General features: G+C 60.8%; 12 protein-coding genes. 10 read left to right on the plus strand and 2 right to left on the minus strand.

Annotated features, from left to right (window positions below; all coding sequences use genetic code 11):
• Positions 1–344 precede the first annotated feature (344 nt).
• Genes HUW43_RS02850 through HUW43_RS02880 form a run of 6 tightly spaced genes read left to right on the plus strand, consistent with a single transcriptional unit; the run spans position 345 to position 10,660 of the window.
• A complete protein-coding gene (locus HUW43_RS02850; protein ID WP_223181232.1) occupies positions 345–545 on the plus strand; it encodes a helix-turn-helix domain-containing protein in 201 nt (66 codons plus the stop codon).
• A gap of 10 nt (positions 546–555) precedes the next feature.
• Positions 556–2,688, plus strand: coding sequence for an N-6 DNA methylase (locus HUW43_RS02855; protein WP_188236008.1), 2,133 nt, complete (start codon positions 556–558; stop codon positions 2,686–2,688).
• Positions 2,689–2,690: 2 nt separating this feature from the next.
• A complete protein-coding gene (locus HUW43_RS02860) occupies positions 2,691–4,487 on the plus strand; it encodes a DUF262 domain-containing protein (protein WP_188236009.1) in 1,797 nt (598 codons plus the stop codon).
• Between the two features lie 41 nt (positions 4,488–4,528).
• Positions 4,529–5,575 (plus strand): hypothetical protein, encoded by a 1,047-nt coding sequence (locus HUW43_RS02865; protein WP_188236010.1) that lies wholly within the window; start codon positions 4,529–4,531, stop codon positions 5,573–5,575.
• On the plus strand, positions 5,575–7,701 hold the full coding sequence (locus HUW43_RS15610) for an NADAR domain-containing protein (RefSeq protein WP_223181233.1): 2,127 nt from the start codon (positions 5,575–5,577) through the stop codon (positions 7,699–7,701). Before HUW43_RS02865 ends, HUW43_RS15610 begins: the two co-directional genes overlap by 1 nt.
• Positions 7,688–10,660 (plus strand): type I restriction endonuclease subunit R, encoded by a 2,973-nt coding sequence (locus HUW43_RS02880; RefSeq protein ID WP_188236011.1) that lies wholly within the window; start codon positions 7,688–7,690, stop codon positions 10,658–10,660. Before HUW43_RS15610 ends, HUW43_RS02880 begins: the two co-directional genes overlap by 14 nt.
• Here the strand turns inward: HUW43_RS02880 and HUW43_RS02885 are convergent.
• Complete coding sequence (locus HUW43_RS02885; RefSeq protein WP_055460702.1) at positions 10,647–10,847, minus strand: hypothetical protein; 201 nt, start codon at positions 10,845–10,847, stop codon at positions 10,647–10,649. The genes HUW43_RS02880 and HUW43_RS02885 overlap by 14 nt on opposite strands.
• 369 nt (positions 10,848–11,216) lie before the next feature.
• Here HUW43_RS02885 and chrA point away from each other — a divergent pair, with 369 nt between their 5' ends.
• The 4 genes from chrA (at position 11,217) to HUW43_RS02905 (ending at position 14,518) form a co-directional block, all read left to right on the plus strand.
• Positions 11,217–12,536, plus strand: coding sequence for a chromate efflux transporter (chrA, locus tag HUW43_RS02890; protein ID WP_188236012.1), 1,320 nt, complete (start codon positions 11,217–11,219; stop codon positions 12,534–12,536).
• A gap of 10 nt (positions 12,537–12,546) precedes the next feature.
• Positions 12,547–13,275, plus strand: a complete 729-nt coding sequence (locus HUW43_RS02895) for a superoxide dismutase (RefSeq protein ID WP_188236013.1) — start codon at positions 12,547–12,549, stop codon at positions 13,273–13,275.
• A gap of 194 nt (positions 13,276–13,469) precedes the next feature.
• Entirely contained in the window at positions 13,470–13,895 is a 426-nt protein-coding gene (locus HUW43_RS02900) for a phosphatase PAP2 family protein (protein WP_188236014.1), read from the plus strand.
• Entirely contained in the window at positions 13,892–14,518 is a 627-nt protein-coding gene (locus HUW43_RS02905; RefSeq protein ID WP_188236015.1) for a methyltransferase domain-containing protein, read from the plus strand. Before HUW43_RS02900 ends, HUW43_RS02905 begins: the two co-directional genes overlap by 4 nt.
• A gap of 198 nt (positions 14,519–14,716) precedes the next feature.
• Here the strand turns inward: HUW43_RS02905 and HUW43_RS02910 are convergent, their stop codons facing one another.
• Positions 14,717–16,384: an alpha-amylase family glycosyl hydrolase gene (locus HUW43_RS02910; protein ID WP_188236016.1), complete on the minus strand. Its 1,668-nt coding sequence runs from the start codon at positions 16,382–16,384 to the stop codon at positions 14,717–14,719.
• Between the last annotated feature and the right edge of the window lie 137 nt (positions 16,385–16,521).

Genomic DNA, 16,521 nt, shown 5'->3' on the forward strand with positions numbered 1-16,521 from the left:
AATACACCATCGCCTACACCGGAAATTACACCACGAGCGCGGACGCTAACGTCGATTGTCCGCTCCAGCACCTCCGACCCGGGTCACACTCAGCAGGCGGAAGCCTAACAATCCGAGGACGAGCAAGGGTCGGCCCCTGTTGGCCGACCCTTTTCCTGGACCTTCACGTCGCACTGGTCTCCCTCTTGCTCCTTCGGCTCATCTTTGGATCGGAAAGACGACGTTCAGCTTGCGAGACGGATTTCTGGGTTACGACTTTACCCCTTGCCAACCTCAGAGTGCCCGAGAATGGACTAGTTTGCCCTGCGTTCTCCTGTTATGGTCAGAAAAACAGTGAGGGCTGGATGATGGCGGATACGCCTGACCAGGCCATGACCGTAAGGGACGTGGCAGGTTACCTGAACGTCGACGAGAAGACCGTTTACAGGCTCGCCAAGCGCGGGGATCTGCCGGGCTTTAAGGTCGCCGGTGCATGGCGGTTTAAGCGGTCGGACCTCGATAGCTGGATCGATCAGCAGAAAAAAGCAGCGCAGAACAAGGCGTGAGGGGCGGCACGTGAGCGATTTGAATATCAGCAACTTCATCTGGAATATTGCCGACGATGTCCTTCGAGACGTTTACGTCCGGGGGAAGTACCGAGATGTCATTCTGCCCATGACCGTTATTCGTCGTCTCGATGCTGTGCTGGAGCCGACGAAGGAAGCGGTGCTCTCCATGAAGACCCAGCTCGATAAGGCGGGGGTCGCGAACCAGCATGCCGCTCTGTGCCAAGCATCGGGAGAGGCATTTTACAACACATCTCAGTTCCGCCTGCGCGATTTGACCTCCAGAGCGCGACGACAGCAGCTGAAGGCCGATTTCGAGGCGTACCTCGACGGATTCTCGCCGAACGTTCAGGAAGTGCTGGATAAGTTCAAGTTCCGCAATCAGATTCCCACGCTCGTCGAAGCAGATGTCCTCGGTTTCCTGCTCGAAAAATTTCTGGACCCCTCAGTTAACCTGAGCCCAAAGCCGGTCCTCCACCAGGACGGGAGCGTCCGGCTTCCCGGCCTCGACAACCATTCTATGGGCACGATCTTCGAGGAGCTCATCCGCCGCTTCAACGAAGAGAACAATGAGGAGGCAGGCGAGCACTTCACGCCGCGCGACGTGGTAGAGCTCATGGCCTACCTCATCTTCATGCCGATCGCCGACCACATCCAGTCGGGCACATACCTCGTGTACGACGGCGCTTGCGGCACGGGCGGCATGCTCACTGTCGCCGAAGAGACACTGATCAAGCTGGCAACCGACCACGGGAAGGAAGTTTCGGTTCACCTCTACGGACAAGAAGTCAACCCGGAAACATTCGCCATCAGCAAGGCCGACCTGATCCTGAAGGGAGAAGGCGTTGAGGCCGAAAACATGAAGTTCGGATCTACGTTGTCAGCGGATGCGTTCCCGTCCCGCGAGTTCGACTTCATGCTTTCCAATCCCCCCTACGGCAAGTCTTGGAAGACCGACTTGGAGCGCATGGGGGGGAAAAAAGAACTGCGTGACCCTCGCTTCGTGATCGAGCACGGAGGCGATCCTGAGTTCAGCCTGATCACCCGATCCAGCGATGGCCAGATGGTGTTCCTGGCCAACATGCTCAGCAAGATGAAGAAGGCGTCTCCCCTTGGGAGCCGGATCGCCGAGGTCCATAACGGGTCCTCGCTTTTCACGGGAGATGCGGGTTCCGGTGAAAGCAACGTCCGCCGCTGGATCATCGAAAACGACTGGCTCGAGGCCATCATCGCCCTGCCGCTGAACATCTTTTACAACACTGGCATCGCAACCTACATCTGGGTCTTGAGCAATCGCAAGGCCGAGAACCGCAAGGGCAAGGTACAGCTCATTGACGCCACCGCTTGGTTCAAGCCGCTCCGCAAAAATCTCGGGAAAAAGAACTGCGAACTCGGCGTTGACGATATCAAACGCATCTGTGACGCGTTCCTCCTACAGAAGGAAGACGAGACGTCCAAGGTCTTCCCAAACGAGGCGTTCGGCTATTGGAAGATCACAGTCGAGCGTCCCTTGCGCTTGAAGGCGGAGCTGACGGAAGGAGCCTTACGGCGATTCCGCAAGACGTGCTCCGAAGCGGGAGAAAGCGATCTCGTCCGCGCCATCGAGGCGGTGGCGGAAGCCCGTGGTCCGGGCCCGCATTTGGACTTCAATGCCTTCGTTGCCGAGGTGGAGGATGTCGCCAGCTCGCTTGGCCTCCGTATGACGGCCAAGCGGCAGAAGCTGCTCATGTCGGCGCTCGGCCAGAAAGATGCCGCAGCGGAACCGGTGATCCGCAAGACCTCGAAGCCGAAGGCGGGGTCGGATGCGACGCGGGAAGCGCTGTATGGCAGCTATCACACGACGGTTGGCGGCAAAGCGTCGGTCGTGGAGTATGAGCCTGACACCGAGCTCAGGGATACCGAACAGGTACCGTTCCTCGAAGACGGCGGCATCGAAGCCTTCTTCCGGCGCGAGGTATTGCCGCATGCCCCCGACGCTTGGATCGACGCCTCGAAAACGGTGATTGGTTACGAAATTTCGTTCACGCGGCATTTCTACAAGCCGCAGCCGCTGCGCACACTCGATGAAATCGAGGCCGATATCCGAGCGCTGGAGAAAGAGACGGAGGGCTTGCTCGAAGACGTCCTCATGGGAGGGCACTAAGAATGGCCACCCAGCGCTACTCCGTCACTCCCCATCCGATCGAAACGCTTCTGACTTGGGTGAAGTCCGGTGAGATTGCGATCCCCGAGATCCAGCGTCCGTTCGTGTGGGATGCGACGAAGGTCCGGAACCTGCTTGACTCCCTCTATCAGGGCTATCCGGTCGGATACCTCATCGCCTGGCGAAATCCATCCGTCCGGCTGAAGGACGGTACGACATCGTCCGGCAAGCGCATCCTGATCGACGGGCAGCAGCGCGTGACGGCGCTGATGGCGGCGCTGCTCGGACAAGAGGTGCTGACCAAGGACTACGAGACCGTCCGGATCAGGATTGCGTTCCATCCAGTCGAGGAGCGGTTCGAGGTTTCGAACCCCGCGATCCGCAAGGACGCGGCCTGGATTCCCGATCTCGCTGCGGTCTTCTCTCCTGATGCCAGCCTCACCGAGCTGACAGACGAGTATTCCGAACGTAACCCCGATGCCGACCGCAAGCAGGTTTCGCGCATCCTGGAACGCGTCCGGAAGATCATCAACAACCACGTCGGCATCATCGAGCTGGCCGAAGACCTCGACATCGAAACCGTGACCGAGATCTTCATCCGGGTGAACTCGGCCGGTGCGTCGCTTAGCCAAGCGGATTTCGCGATGTCGAAGATCGCGGCCAACGACACCTACGGCGGCAACATGCTGCGCAAGGCCATCGACTATTTCTGCCATCTGGCCGTCGCGCCCGAGTTCCTCTCGCGCATCGAGAAGGGCGACAAGGCATTCGCCTCGTCCGAATTCCTCCCGAAAATGCGGTGGCTGAAGGACGTCAACGACGACCTCTACGACCCTTCCTACACCGACATGCTGCGCGTGGCATTCACGTCCGAGTTCCGGCGCGGCAAGCTGCAGGATCTCGTGGCCTTGCTATCAGGGCGGAACTTCGAGACCAAGCAGTATGAGGAAGCTGTCGCCGAGGAGGCGTTCGCCCGCCTGAAGACCGGCGTTCTCAACTTCATCAACAAGACGCACTTCGATCGTTTGACGATGATTCTGCGCTCGGCCGGGTTCATCACTTCGAACCTCATCCGCAGCCAGAATGCCATCAACTTCGCCTACATCCTCTACCTGCGCGGCCGTGCGGAAGGCATGCCGGCTGCCGACATCGAGCGGCTGGTAAGACGCTGGTATGTCATGTCGCTGCTAAGGGGACGCTACTCCGGCAGCCCGGAGACGGCGTTCGATTTCGATATCCGACAGATTGAAGCGCGCGGCCTTACGTCCTATTGCGAGGCGGTTATCGATGCGGAGCTCCCTGAGAGCTTCTGGTCCACGCTGCTCCCGCAGGAGATGGATACCTCCTCGGCATCGAGCCCCTACTTCCTCGTCTACCAGGCGGCACAGGTGAAGCTAGGGGACCTCGGCTTCCTGTCGCGGGATATCACCGTGCGCGACCTGTTGCTGAATCGCAGCGACGTGCATCACGTCTACCCGCGCAACCACCTGAAGAACCAGGGGCTGACGCGGGGGCGCTACAACCAGATCGCCAACTTTGTCCTGGCCCAGAGCGAGATCAACATCGCCATCGGCGACAAAGCGCCCGAGGTCTACTTCGCCGAGCTGGCCGAGCAGTGCAACGGCGGGCCAAGGAAGTACGGCGGCATCACGGACATGGCCGAGATGCGGGCCAATCTCCGCATGAGCTGCCTGCCCGAAGCGCTGCTCGATGGGGAAATTCCCGATTTTGGAGACTTCCTCGAAGCGCGCCGAAAGCTGATGGCAGCGAAGATCAAGACGTACTTCGAAGGGCTTTGAGATGCGGCGGTGGGCAAGCGACAGGCAGGGGGAGAACGGAAATGGCTGAGCGGGACGATCTTCTCGCGTCCATCGCGGCGACGACGGCCGACTATCGTGAGGCTGATGGGGAAGCCCCGACGCCAGAGCGTATCGAGCGTTGGGTCGGTCAGTTCGACGCCGCAGTTCAGCTGCCAATTCTGCGGGAGATGGACCACGTCCTGAAGCAGACCTACTTCTCCCGCGCGAGAACTGCGAAATTTCTAGCCGGACTGTTTCAGACCAAAGAGCTGGTTGGCGAAGATCCGTGCGCGTTCTGGAGGAGCGTCAAGTTTCTCGACATCCAAGGCGGCGGGGCAAGCCAGAAGGAGATGCTCGCTCTGTTCAGCAAGTTGCTCAAGGCGAATTGCGGTTTCGAAGTCTCCGAGTGCGGTAAGGACGCGGAGGTCTTTGTTTACATTGATGACGCGACATTCACAGGAAACCGCGTTAAGCAAGACATCGAGAAATGGATCGCCGGAGACGCGCCCGCGAAAGCCACAGTGCACATAGTAATGATCGCAATGCACACTGGTGCCAGATATTATGCGGAACAGCACAACAAGGGAAACATACTGAAGGCGGCGAAGGACGCCGGGAAGGATATCACCTTTCATTGGTGGTGCGAGCTAGATCTCGAAAATCAGAGAGCTCACACTGATTCGTCAGACGTGTTGCGGCCTGTTCGTATCCCAGATGACGCGGCAGTCGCGGAATACGTGGGAGCGATGACCCACAAGCCACACCTGCGAACGCCGGGACAGGTCGGTGGAAAGGGAATTTTTTCAAGTGATGAAGCGCGCCAGCTTTTGGAAGATGAATTTCTGAAGGCCGGTGTGCGCATTCGGCAGATGTGCCCGAACCTGAATAAGTATCAGCGCCCATTGGGAAACATGCTCCTCGAAACGCTCGGTTTCGGCTCGCTGATCGTAACCTTCAGAAATTGCCCCAACAATGCGCCGCTGGCGCTGTGGGCGGGGGATCCTTGGTATCCGCTGTTCCCCCGCACGACGAACAGCGACACGTCGCTGCGCAGGTTCATGGCGATGCTGGCACAGGAAGACTTCTGATGGCCCAGCCCAGCCAGGTTCGCACATACCATCCAGCGGAGAGCGCCGTCTTCCTTAAGACGAACGAGCGCTTTGGCGGGCTGTCGAACATGGCGCCGGGCTTCCCGATTGTCCTGAACGGCGTGCGGATCCGCACGTCGGAGGCACTCTACCAGGCCTGCCGTTTCCCGCGCCGGCCGGACGTCCAGCGCCAGATCATCGACGATCCGAGCCCCATGACCGCAAAGATGCGGAGCAAGCCGTTCCGCTCCGACACCCGGCCGGACTGGGATGCGGTGCGGGTGAAGATCATGCGCTGGTGCCTGCGCGTGAAGCTGGCGCAGAACTGGCAGACCTTCGGCAAGCTGCTGCTGTCCACGGCGGACATGCCGATTGTCGAGAAGAAGGTCCGCCGCAAGGACTTCTGGGGAGCCACGGAGCAGCCGGACGGCACACTCGTCGGCATGAACGTGCTGGGTCGCCTGCTGATGGAGCTGCGCGAGCAGTTGAAGGGCGACGAGGCGGAGAGCCTGCGGTTCATCGAGCCGCTGGCCATTCCCGACTTCCTGCTGTTTGGAGAGCCCATCGAGGCCGTGCAGGCCCCGAACAATGCGCAGATTCCGGGTTGGGCCGCGCGGCAGTCGCCTGCACCCGTCGCCGCTCCGCCGCCCAGCGATCCCCAGCCATCCCTGTTTGAGCAACCAATGAATTCCGAGACCAAGCCCGCACCCGCCCATTCAGCCGCCGACAGCAATAGGCGCCGCGGCGCTTTAGGGCGTTTTCCGCAGTACCGAGACAGCGGTCTGCCCTGGCTTGGTGAGATCCCGGAGCATTGGGATGTGCGTCGCAACGGTCGTCTTTTCGCTGAGCGCGTCGAGACCGGCTTTGAGGACTTGCCGATCCTGGAGGTATCGTTGCGGACGGGCGTGCGCGTGCGCGATATGGAGAATGGCGCGCGGAAACAGCAAATGGCGGACCGCAGCAAGTACAAGCGCGCAGCCAAGGGCGACGTTGCCTACAACATGATGCGGATGTGGCAGGGCGCGGTGGGTGTTGCGCCTGTGGATGGCCTGATCAGCCCTGCCTATGTCGTGGCGCGCCCGTTCCCAGAAGTTGATCCGCGCTACTACACCTATCTCTTCCGCACCACCGCCTACATGCGTGAGGTGAACAAGTTCTCGCGCGGCATCGTCTCGGACCGCAACCGGCTCTATTGGGACGAGTTCAAGCAGATGCCGTCTGCGTTTCCTCCGACTGAGGAGCAGACAAGAATTGCCGATTTCCTCGACGCACATGGGCGCCTCGCCGCGCGCCTGATCCGCAACAAGCGGCGGCTGATCGGGCTATTGAACGAGCAAAAGCAGGCGATCATCAACCGGGCCGTCACGCGCGGCCTGAACCCTGACGCCCCGATGAAGCCCACTGGCATCGACTGGATGCCCGAGGTTCCAGCCCATTGGGAGGTCAAGCGGCTGAAAACACTGGTCCGCAACGTCACGGAACAAACGAACTCGTTGCGCGAGGGGGAAACCTACATCGCATTGGAACATGTGAAGAGCTGGACAGGTGAGATTACCCCACCAGGCGATGATATTGCTTTCGATAGCCAAGTGAAGCGTTTCGCCGCGAATGATGTACTATTCGGCAAGCTCCGTCCTTACCTTGCCAAGGTGACCCGCCCCGAACAGCCTGGCGTTTGTGTTGGCGAGTTTCTGGTGTTGAGGCCCACGGAGGAAGCACCCATGGCTGAGTTCCTTGAGGTAAAGCTTCGCTCCAAGACCATTATCGATATCGTGAATAGCTCCACCTTTGGGGCCAAGATGCCGCGAGCTGAGTGGGGCTTTATCGGCAATCTCCGCTTCGCATTTCCACCCAACGATAAAGAACAGGCGGAAATTCTGGCTTCGATTTCGGCGGAGACCAGCACGCTCAGCAATGCAATCAGTCGAACCGAAAACGAGATCACACTGATCAGCGAATATCGCGAGCGCCTGATTGCCGATGTTGTCACCGGCAAGCTGGACGTGCGCCACATTGAGATCGCCGCGCCGGTGGATGAGCCGATTGCCGACGAGGATGACGCACTGGACGACGTGTTGGAAGACGGCGATGCCGAAGCGATGGAGGGGGCCGATGCCGACGACTGACACCAGTGAAAAAGGCCTCGAAGCCCTGATCGTCCGTTCGCTGATCGACGAGGCGGGTTATGTCGCAGGCGACTCGACGGATTTCGACCGGGACCACGCTCTTGATGTCGCAAAGCTGTTCGACTTCCTGAACGCTACGCAGCCAGAGGCTGTGGAGGCGCTGGGGATCGGTGTGGACGGCCCGAAGCGCCTGCAATTCCTGCATCGGCTGCAGGGCGAGATCGCCAAGCGCGGTGTTATCGACGTGCTACGCAACGGTGTGAAGCACGGCCCGGGCTCGGTGGAACTGTTCTATGGCACGCCCACGCCGGGGAACGCGAAGGCGGAGGCGCTGTTCGCCGCCAACGTCTTCAGCGTCACCCGCCAGCTGCACTATTCCAAGGACGCGACCAAGCTGTCGCTGGATGCGGGATTGTTCATCAACGGCCTGCCCGTCGCCACGTTCGAACTCAAGAACAGCCTGACCAAGCAGACGGTCGAGGACGCGGTCGAGCAGTACAAGCGCGACCGCGATCCGAAGGAGCTGCTGTTCCAGTTCGGCCGCTGCGTCGTCCATTTCGCCGTGGACGACCACGAGGTGCGGATGTGCACGCACCTGAAGGGGAAGGCGTCCTGGTTCCTGCCGTTCAACAAGGGCTGGAACGATGGCGCGGGCAACCCGCCGAACCCCCACGGGCTGAAGACCGACTACCTCTGGAAGGAATACCTGACGAAGCGGAACCTCACCGACATTCTGGAAAACTACGCCCAGGTGGTCGAGGAGGTCGACGAGCGCGGCAAGAAGAAGCCGCCCAAGCAGGTCTTCCCGCGCTTCCATCAGCTGGACGTGGTGCGCAAGCTGCTGGCCGACGCCGAAGCCAAGGGGGCGGGCAAGCGCTACCTGATCCAGCACTCGGCCGGTTCGGGCAAGAGCAACTCGATTGCCTGGCTCGCCCACCAGCTGATCGGGCTGGAGACCGGCGGCAAGACGACCTTCGACTCCGTCATCGTGGTCACCGACCGCCGTGTTCTCGACAAGCAGATCCGCGATACGATCAAACAGTTCGCGCAGGTTTCATCCGTGGTGGGACACGCCGAAAAGTCTGGCGACCTGCGGGCCTTCCTGAAGGCCGGCAAGAAGATCATCATCACGACGGTCCAGAAGTTCCCCTTCATCCTAGACGAGATCGGCGACGAGCATCGCGGGCGAACCTTTGCCATCATCATCGACGAGGCTCATTCCAGTCAGGGTGGCCGGACCGCAGCGAAGATGAACATCGCGCTCGCCGCGAATGGCGCCGAGGAGGAAGAGGAGACGGTCGAGGACGCCATCAACCGTCTGATGGAGGCGCGGAAGGTGCTGCCGAACGCCAGCTATTTCGCGTTCACCGCCACGCCAAAGAACAAGACCCTGGAGGTTTTCGGTGCGCCGGTCCCGCAAGGGGACAAGATCAAGCACGTACCCTTCCACAGCTACACGATGAAGCAGGCGATTCAGGAGGGCTTCATCCTCGACGTGCTGAAACACTACACGCCGGTCGACAGCTATTATCGGCTTATGAAGACGGTGGAGGACGACCCCAAGTTCGACACCAAGCGGGCACAGAAAAAGCTGCGCAAGTATGTGGAATCCCATGACCACGCGATCCGCAAGAAAGCCGAGATCATGGTCGATCACTTCCACGACCAGGTCATGGCGTATCGCAAGATCGGCGGCGCGGCCCGGGCGATGGTCATCACCAACGGGATTCAGCGCGCAATCCAGTACTTCCACGCGTTCCAGGAATATCTGAAGGAACGCAAGAGCCCCTATCAAGCCATCGTCGCCTTTTCGGGGGAGCATGAATACGGCGGCCAGAAGGTCACTGAAGCGACCTTGAACGGCTTTCCAAGCAGCCAGATCGAGGAGCTGATCCAGAAGGACCCGTACCGGTTCCTGATTGTCGCGGACAAGTTCCAGACCGGCTATGACGAGCCGCTGCTGCACACGATGTATGTGGACAAGACGCTGTCCGGCGTGAAGGCGGTGCAAACGTTGTCGCGCTTGAACCGGGCGCATCCACAAAAGCACGACACCTTCGTGCTGGATTTCATGAACGATTTCGAGGCCATCAAGACGTCGTTCGAGCCCTATTACCGGACCACGATCCTCAGCGAGGAAACCGACCCAAACAAGCTGCACGATCTGAAGGCCGCGCTGGATGGCTACCAGGTCTATGCATGGGACCAGGTGGAGGACCTGGTGGCGCTCTACCTCGGCGGAGCGGACCGGGACAAGCTCGACCCGATTCTCGATGCCTGTGTTGCCGTCTACAAGACCGACCTCGATGAGGATGGGCAGGTCGATTTCAAGGGCAAGGCGAAGGCGTTCACGAGGACATACGGCTTCTTGGCCGCGATCCTCCCCTACAGCAATGCGGATTGGGAGAAGCTATCCATCTTCCTCAACTTCCTGACGCCCAAGCTGCCGGCGCCTGAGGAGCAGGACCTGTCCAAGGGGATCCTTGAAGCGATCGACATGGACAGCTACCGCGTCGAAGCCCAGGCAACCATGGCCATCGTGCTGCCGGACGCGGACGCCGAAATCGGACCGGTCCCTACTGCTGGCGGCGGTCGCAAACCCGAGCCCGAGCTCGATCTGTTGAGCAACATCCTCAAGACGTTCAACGAGATGTTCGGCAACATCGACTGGAAGGACCGGGACAAAATCGGGAAGGTCATCGCGGAGGAGCTTCCGGCTAAGGTGTCGGCCGACAAGGCGTATCAGAACGCCATGAAGAACTCGGACAAGCAGAACGCGCGCATTGAGCACGACAAGGCGCTTGAACGTGCCGTGATCGAACTGCTGTCCGACCACACGGAACTGTTCAAGCAGTTCAGCGACAACCCCTCGTTCAAGAAGTGGCTTTCCGAGACGATCTTCGCGGCAACCTATGCGGACACTGCGTCAAAAGCCAGCTCGGCTTCTATTGGCAGTTGAACCAGCGCATGGCGGTTTGGATCAGATGATCATGATCCACGCTTGTGGCCTCTTGGTAGAACGCGTCGATCTCTTGCTGCGAGAGGCCCGCTTCTTTTGCGGCCCGTCGGCACAAGCCAAGGATCATGAAGGCATTGCTGTCATGTCCAGTCAGCTGGACTGTTATGTTGGGATACTTGGGGGGCATTGACCGGCTCCTCCAGCGCAGTGGACACGACGCCTAGAACGCTCGTTTCTTCATTATTATCAACAGGATAAGGCGCTTTTGGTTCGCGCTTTTCCCATTGCCGTGTTTAAGGGCTTCGGCCGCGACAACTTCGTAAGCGTCCGGTCGAAACCGTTGTCGGCAATGGCCAGTTTCGGGATGCGGGTGGCGGCACCGGAATGACCGGGTTTGGGTGGATAGCGGAATTTCCGTTTCGACCTTGCCGAGACTTGCGCAGCATTCTAAACCATCGGCGACGGGGCGAAGCAACCTCCCGTTCAGGCCGAGAAAAGCCCAAGCGTTGCCTCGTAGCCTTGCCGTTGTTGGCAAGGTCTTTTGTGCGAGGTCATCTTGGCGTCATCGGCTCTCACCCATTCCGTCGCTCTTGTCGATCTGCTGCGGGCGTTCACCCGCATCGGCCTGCTCAGCTTTGGCGGACCTGCGGGGCAGATCGCGCTGATGCACCGGGAATTGGTGGAAGAGCGCAAATGGGTGGCCGAGGAGGATTTCCTCCACGCGCTCAATTTCTGCCACCTGCTCCCCGGCCCCGAAGCGCAGCAGCTCGCCACATGGATCGGGTGGCGGCTGCATGGATGGCGCGGCGGGCTGGCCGCGGGGCTGCTGTTCGTCATTCCGGGCGCGGCCATCATTCTGGCGCTGTCGGTGCTCTATGCCATTGCCGCCAATCTCGCATGGGTCGAGGCGCTGTTTCTGGGCGTAAAGGCAGCAGTGCTTGCGATTGTGGTGCAGGCCTTGTTGCGGATTGCCGGACGTGCGCTCGATACGGGATTGAAGCGTGCGCTGGCGGTGGCCGCGTTTGTCGGACTCTTCCTGTTCGATCTGCCATTTCCGCTGATCGTGCTGGGTTCCGGGGTGATTGGAATGGCGGTCGCAGCGTGGCGCCCTGCCCTGTTGGCGCTGAAACCCACAGCACCCGCTGGCGATTTGCCCGAACGACCATGGCGCAGCACGATCATTTCGGTTGCCCTTTGGGGAGCGGTCTGGGCCGCGCCGATGGTGCTGATTGCGCTGACGCTGGGGCAGGATCACGTGCTGTGGGAAATCGGCGTATTCTTCTCGCAGCTCGCCATCGTCACCTTTGGCGGGGCTTATGCAGTGCTCGCCTACATGGCGCAGGAAGCGGTGCAGGGCTTCGGGTGGCTACGTCCCGGTGAGATGGCCGATGGGCTTGGCCTTGCGGAAACCACGCCGGGGCCGCTGATCTTGGTGACGCAATTCGTCGGTTACCTCGCGGCCTTCCGTGCGCCGGAACCGTTCTCGCCTTTCCTCGCGGGATTGCTGGGGGCGGGGCTGACCACGTGGGTGACGTTCGCGCCGTGCTTCATGTGGATCTTTGCCTTCGCGCCGTGGATCGACCGACTGGGTAACGCTGTGCGGTTGAAGGGCGGGCTCGCAGCAGTGACGGCGGCGGTTGTGGGCGTCATCGCCAACCTCACCGCATGGTTTGCGCTGCATGTGCTGTTTGCTGAGGTGGGCCAGCGCCAATTCGGTCCGCTGCGGTTATACTGGCCGGACCCGGCGAGCTTCGAATGGCGCGCAGGCGTGCTGGCAGCGCTCGCCTGCGCACTGGTGTTCGGGCTGAAATGGTCGGTGCTGCGGGTTCTGATGGCCGCCGCGCTGGGCGGCATGGTTCTGGTTTTGGCAATCTGAGGAGGACGACATGAGCATCATCACACGCAGGCAAGCCATCGGCACAGCAGCCCTTTCGGCCACGGGCATCGCGCTGGCAGGAACGGCAAGCGCAGCTTCGGCGCAAGATCCTGCCGCAGCCGCTTCCCGTGCCGCTGCCTTTGCCGGCAAGCACACGCCGAAGCCGCTGCGGTTCAATCCGGCCAAGCTCACCGGCCTGTCCGAGCGGCTGATTACCTCGCACTGGGAGAACAATTATCAGGGCTCAGTGCGCGGGCTCAACACCATCGAGACCCGCCTTGCTGCCGCCATGGCCGATCCCGACTTTCCGCCGGTTGCCTATGCCGGGCTGAAGCGCGAGGAACTGCACCGCACCGGATCGGTGGTGCTGCACGAATATTACTTCGATGCTCTGGGCGGCAACGGCAATCCCGGCGGGTCGATCTACGAGGCGCTGGATGGGTGGTTCGGGAGCTTCGATGCGTGGGAGGCCGAATTCCGCCGCACCGCAATGTCACTGGCGGGCGGATCGGGCTGGTGCATCCTCAGCTACAACCGCCACACCGAGTCGCTGCACAATTACTGGGCCTTCGATCACATGCACGGTGCAGCCACCGGCGCGCCGCTGATCGCGCTCGATATGTATGAGCATAGCTTTCACATGGACTACGGTGCGGCGGCAGCGAAGTATGTCGATGCCTTCATGGCCAACCTTGAATGGGAGGTGGTGGACGCAAGGTATCGTGCGGCGATTGCGTGATGGGGCATTCTGCAAACCGGCTCTTGATCCTTACCTTGTTGGCTCTTGCGATTGGCGGAACCTGCCTCGCAGTTCAGGGGCCATTGCCGGGCGACGTTGGGGCCACACGCGGATTGCAATCCCTGTTTGGTAATGCGCCGCCTTGGGCTGAATGGTTTACCGATACAGCCAAGCCACCAATGGTAATTGCGACCATGGTGGTCGGGGTCGGGCTGGTATGGCTTGCTGCTGGCTGGCGCGCAGTGCTTTCGGTCCCGCTTGCCTTCGGTCTCGCCTGGCTGATCGACAAGGGCATGCGCGCTGTGATCTTTGCGCCGCGGCCTTCGGCGGATCTGGTTGCCGTTGCCAACGCCAGCAGTTCGAGCGGGCTGCCTTCCACCTTCGGGCTCGTTTATGGAAGCATCTTCGGAGTCGTTGTCTTTGCGGCAGCAACGGGCAGGTCGGCGAACGGGCTGCGCGCCCTTGCGCTTGCTCTGATCTTTGCCGGAGTGGCGGCCCGGGTGGTGCTCGGGGGACACTGGTCGAGCCAGATGCTCGCCTCGGTTCTGCTGGGTCTGTTGGCGGCCGCTGCTGCAAGCGAAGTAGCTAATCGGTTGCTCGTGAAGGAGGGCGCACGATGACAGAAGAACCTCAGCATCAGCACTGGGATCGGGTCTATTCCGACAAGGCACCCAGCGAGGTCAGCTGGTTCCAGAGCGAACCGCGCCCTTCGCTTGCCGCGCTTGCACGCTTTGATGTGCCCCGCACGACACCCTTCGTCGCTATCGGAGGGGGCGCCTCCAATCTCGTCGATGCCTTGCTGGCAAACGGGTGGAGCGATGTGACCGTGGTCGACATTGCCGCCCCGGCACTGGAGGCGGCGCAAGCCCGACTGGGCGAGGCGGCAGCGGGCGTCCACTGGGAGATCGCCGACATAACCCGCTGGAACCCGCCGCATCGCTACGGGGTATGGCATGACCGGGCCGTCTTCCATTTCCTGACCGAGCCTGAGCAACGGGACGCCTATCGGCGTGCACTGCTGGCTGGAACCGCCCCCGGTGCACTCGTCATCATCGCCACCTTCGCGCCCGATGGACCAGAAAAATGCAGCGGCCTGCCAGTGCAGCGCCATGATGCGGCAAGCCTTGCCGTTGCACTCGGTAGCGCGTTCACGTTGCTTGACGACTGGCGTGAGGAACACCTCACCCCGTGGGGCGCGGCGCAGAAGTTCATCTGGTGCGTGTTCCGGCGAGACAGCGACTGATCAGCTCTCTGCCTGTTCGGTGTGGCCAAACTTGTGATGAGCGACTGCATTGGGGTCGCTTCCCGAATGGCGGGAATTTTTCGTGAGCCGGGGATTGCCGCCATACGGCTTTCGAGATCGAGCATTGTCCCGGCTCATGGCCGGTCGTGGGTGGAAAGCGGAATGGCGGCTTTTCGCTGAGAGTTTCCAGGGTGGATTTTATTCGACTGCTTCGAGCAGGACGACGCGACCCGGTTTTGCGATATGCACCTCCCCCGCCACCACCCGTGCCATCTCGCCGCTGTAACTGTCGCGCAGCAATGTGCCTTCGGGGAAGACCGTCCCGGTGCGGATGGTAATCGGGCCGCTCGTTCCTGCGGTCATTGCCACCACGGCCTTATCGGTCAGCCCAGCTTCGTTCAGGATGCGTGCGAAGGTGTAGGGCTTAAAGGCGAGTTCGTGGTGCCGCCCTGCGCCAATCGCCGGATGCCGCTTACGGAATTGCCCGAGCTTCTGCCAGTGCTGAAGCATGGCGCGGCCGGCGTCGGTATCGGATTTCTGCCAATCGAACACTGACCGCAGGGTTGCGTCGCCCTTGGTGCCGGGGATCACCAGCGAGCGCGCAATTTCGTCGCCGTAATAGATTTGCGCGCCGCCAGGGGCGAGCAGCAGCGCCTCGGCGGACTCGAGATGTTTTGCGCGCGGCTGATCATACGACGCCATGTCGTCGTGTGACGCGAGATAGTTCAAGGTTGCTCGTCCTGCGAAGGCACCCGTCGCCAATTCGGCGTCAAATGCACGATAAAGCGCGGGGAGCGGCATCGCGAGGTGCGCGGGAAAGCCCATGTTGATCGTGCCGTCGAAGCCGTGATCGCGGAAGTCGACGAACCGGTCGCCATAATCATAGGCCGCGCCGACCGATTGACCGTTGGCCAGCAGCCCATGGTTGAACACCTCCCCGACCATGTAAAACGGGCGATCCCCTGCGATCCTGTCGGCATTGCGCGCGCGCCATTCAGCCAGTGCGATGGCAGATTCCTTCTTGAGCACGCCCCACAGTTCAGGATCGACGTGCTTGGCGGTGTCCACCCGGAAGCCGTCAATCCCATAATCTCGCACCCAGTCGGTCAACCACTTGACCAGATAGTATTTGGGCGCACGCGGATAGCCGGTGCGAGCGAAGAACGTATCGAGCTCGGCAAGTTCACGCTTGAGCCTGCCTTCCTTGCGCCATTTCGCGAGCAAAAAGTCGGGCAACGCCACGGGCGTTTCGCTGTCGGTGCGTATGTCCTGCAAGGTGAAGGACAGCTCGCAATCGACTGTGCCGGCATAGCTCTGGTAATCGCAAGCCGGTGTGCGGCGCACCCAGGTTTCGGGCCAGCGCGGGTCGAGCGGAGTCGCTGGCCCTGCATGGTTGGCGATGACATCGACGATCACCCGCAGCCCCTTGCCATGTGCCGCCTTCACCATTGCGGCGAAATCGGCCTCGGTCCCTAGATTGGGATCGATTGCGGTCCAGTCCTTGGGCCAATAGCCGTGATAGGCGTAGGTGCGTCCCCACTCGCCTTCCTCGACGGAGCCGTGGACGTTCTCGATCACCGGCGTTGTCCAGATTGCATCGACGCCGAGATCGTTGAACCAGCCCTGCTTGATCTTCTGTGTCAGTCCCTTGAGATCGCCGCCCTCGAAACTGCGCAGCGGACCTCCGTTCGGCTCGCGGCCGACAGAGCGATCATTGGTTGGGTCACCATTGGCAAAGCGGTCGGTGAGCAGGAAGTAGATCGTGGTGGCGCGCCATCGCGGATCGACCGTCTCAGGTTGAATCGGCGTTTCCTCTTGCGCGAATAGCGGAACTGGATGGAAGCTAGCAGCGGCAACACCGGCCATTGCGATTGCAAGCGCGCGAGGCGCAGTGACATGACGCATTATTGTGGTCCCTCTCCAGTACAAGATCATCGTCGCTTCAGCCACTTAGCAGGTCAAGCATACGGTCGATGAATACGAATGTTGATCCGTAATTGGAT

The organism is Sphingopyxis sp. LK2115 (genome assembly GCF_014595975.1).
Classification (GTDB): Bacteria; Pseudomonadota; Alphaproteobacteria; order Sphingomonadales; family Sphingomonadaceae; genus Sphingopyxis.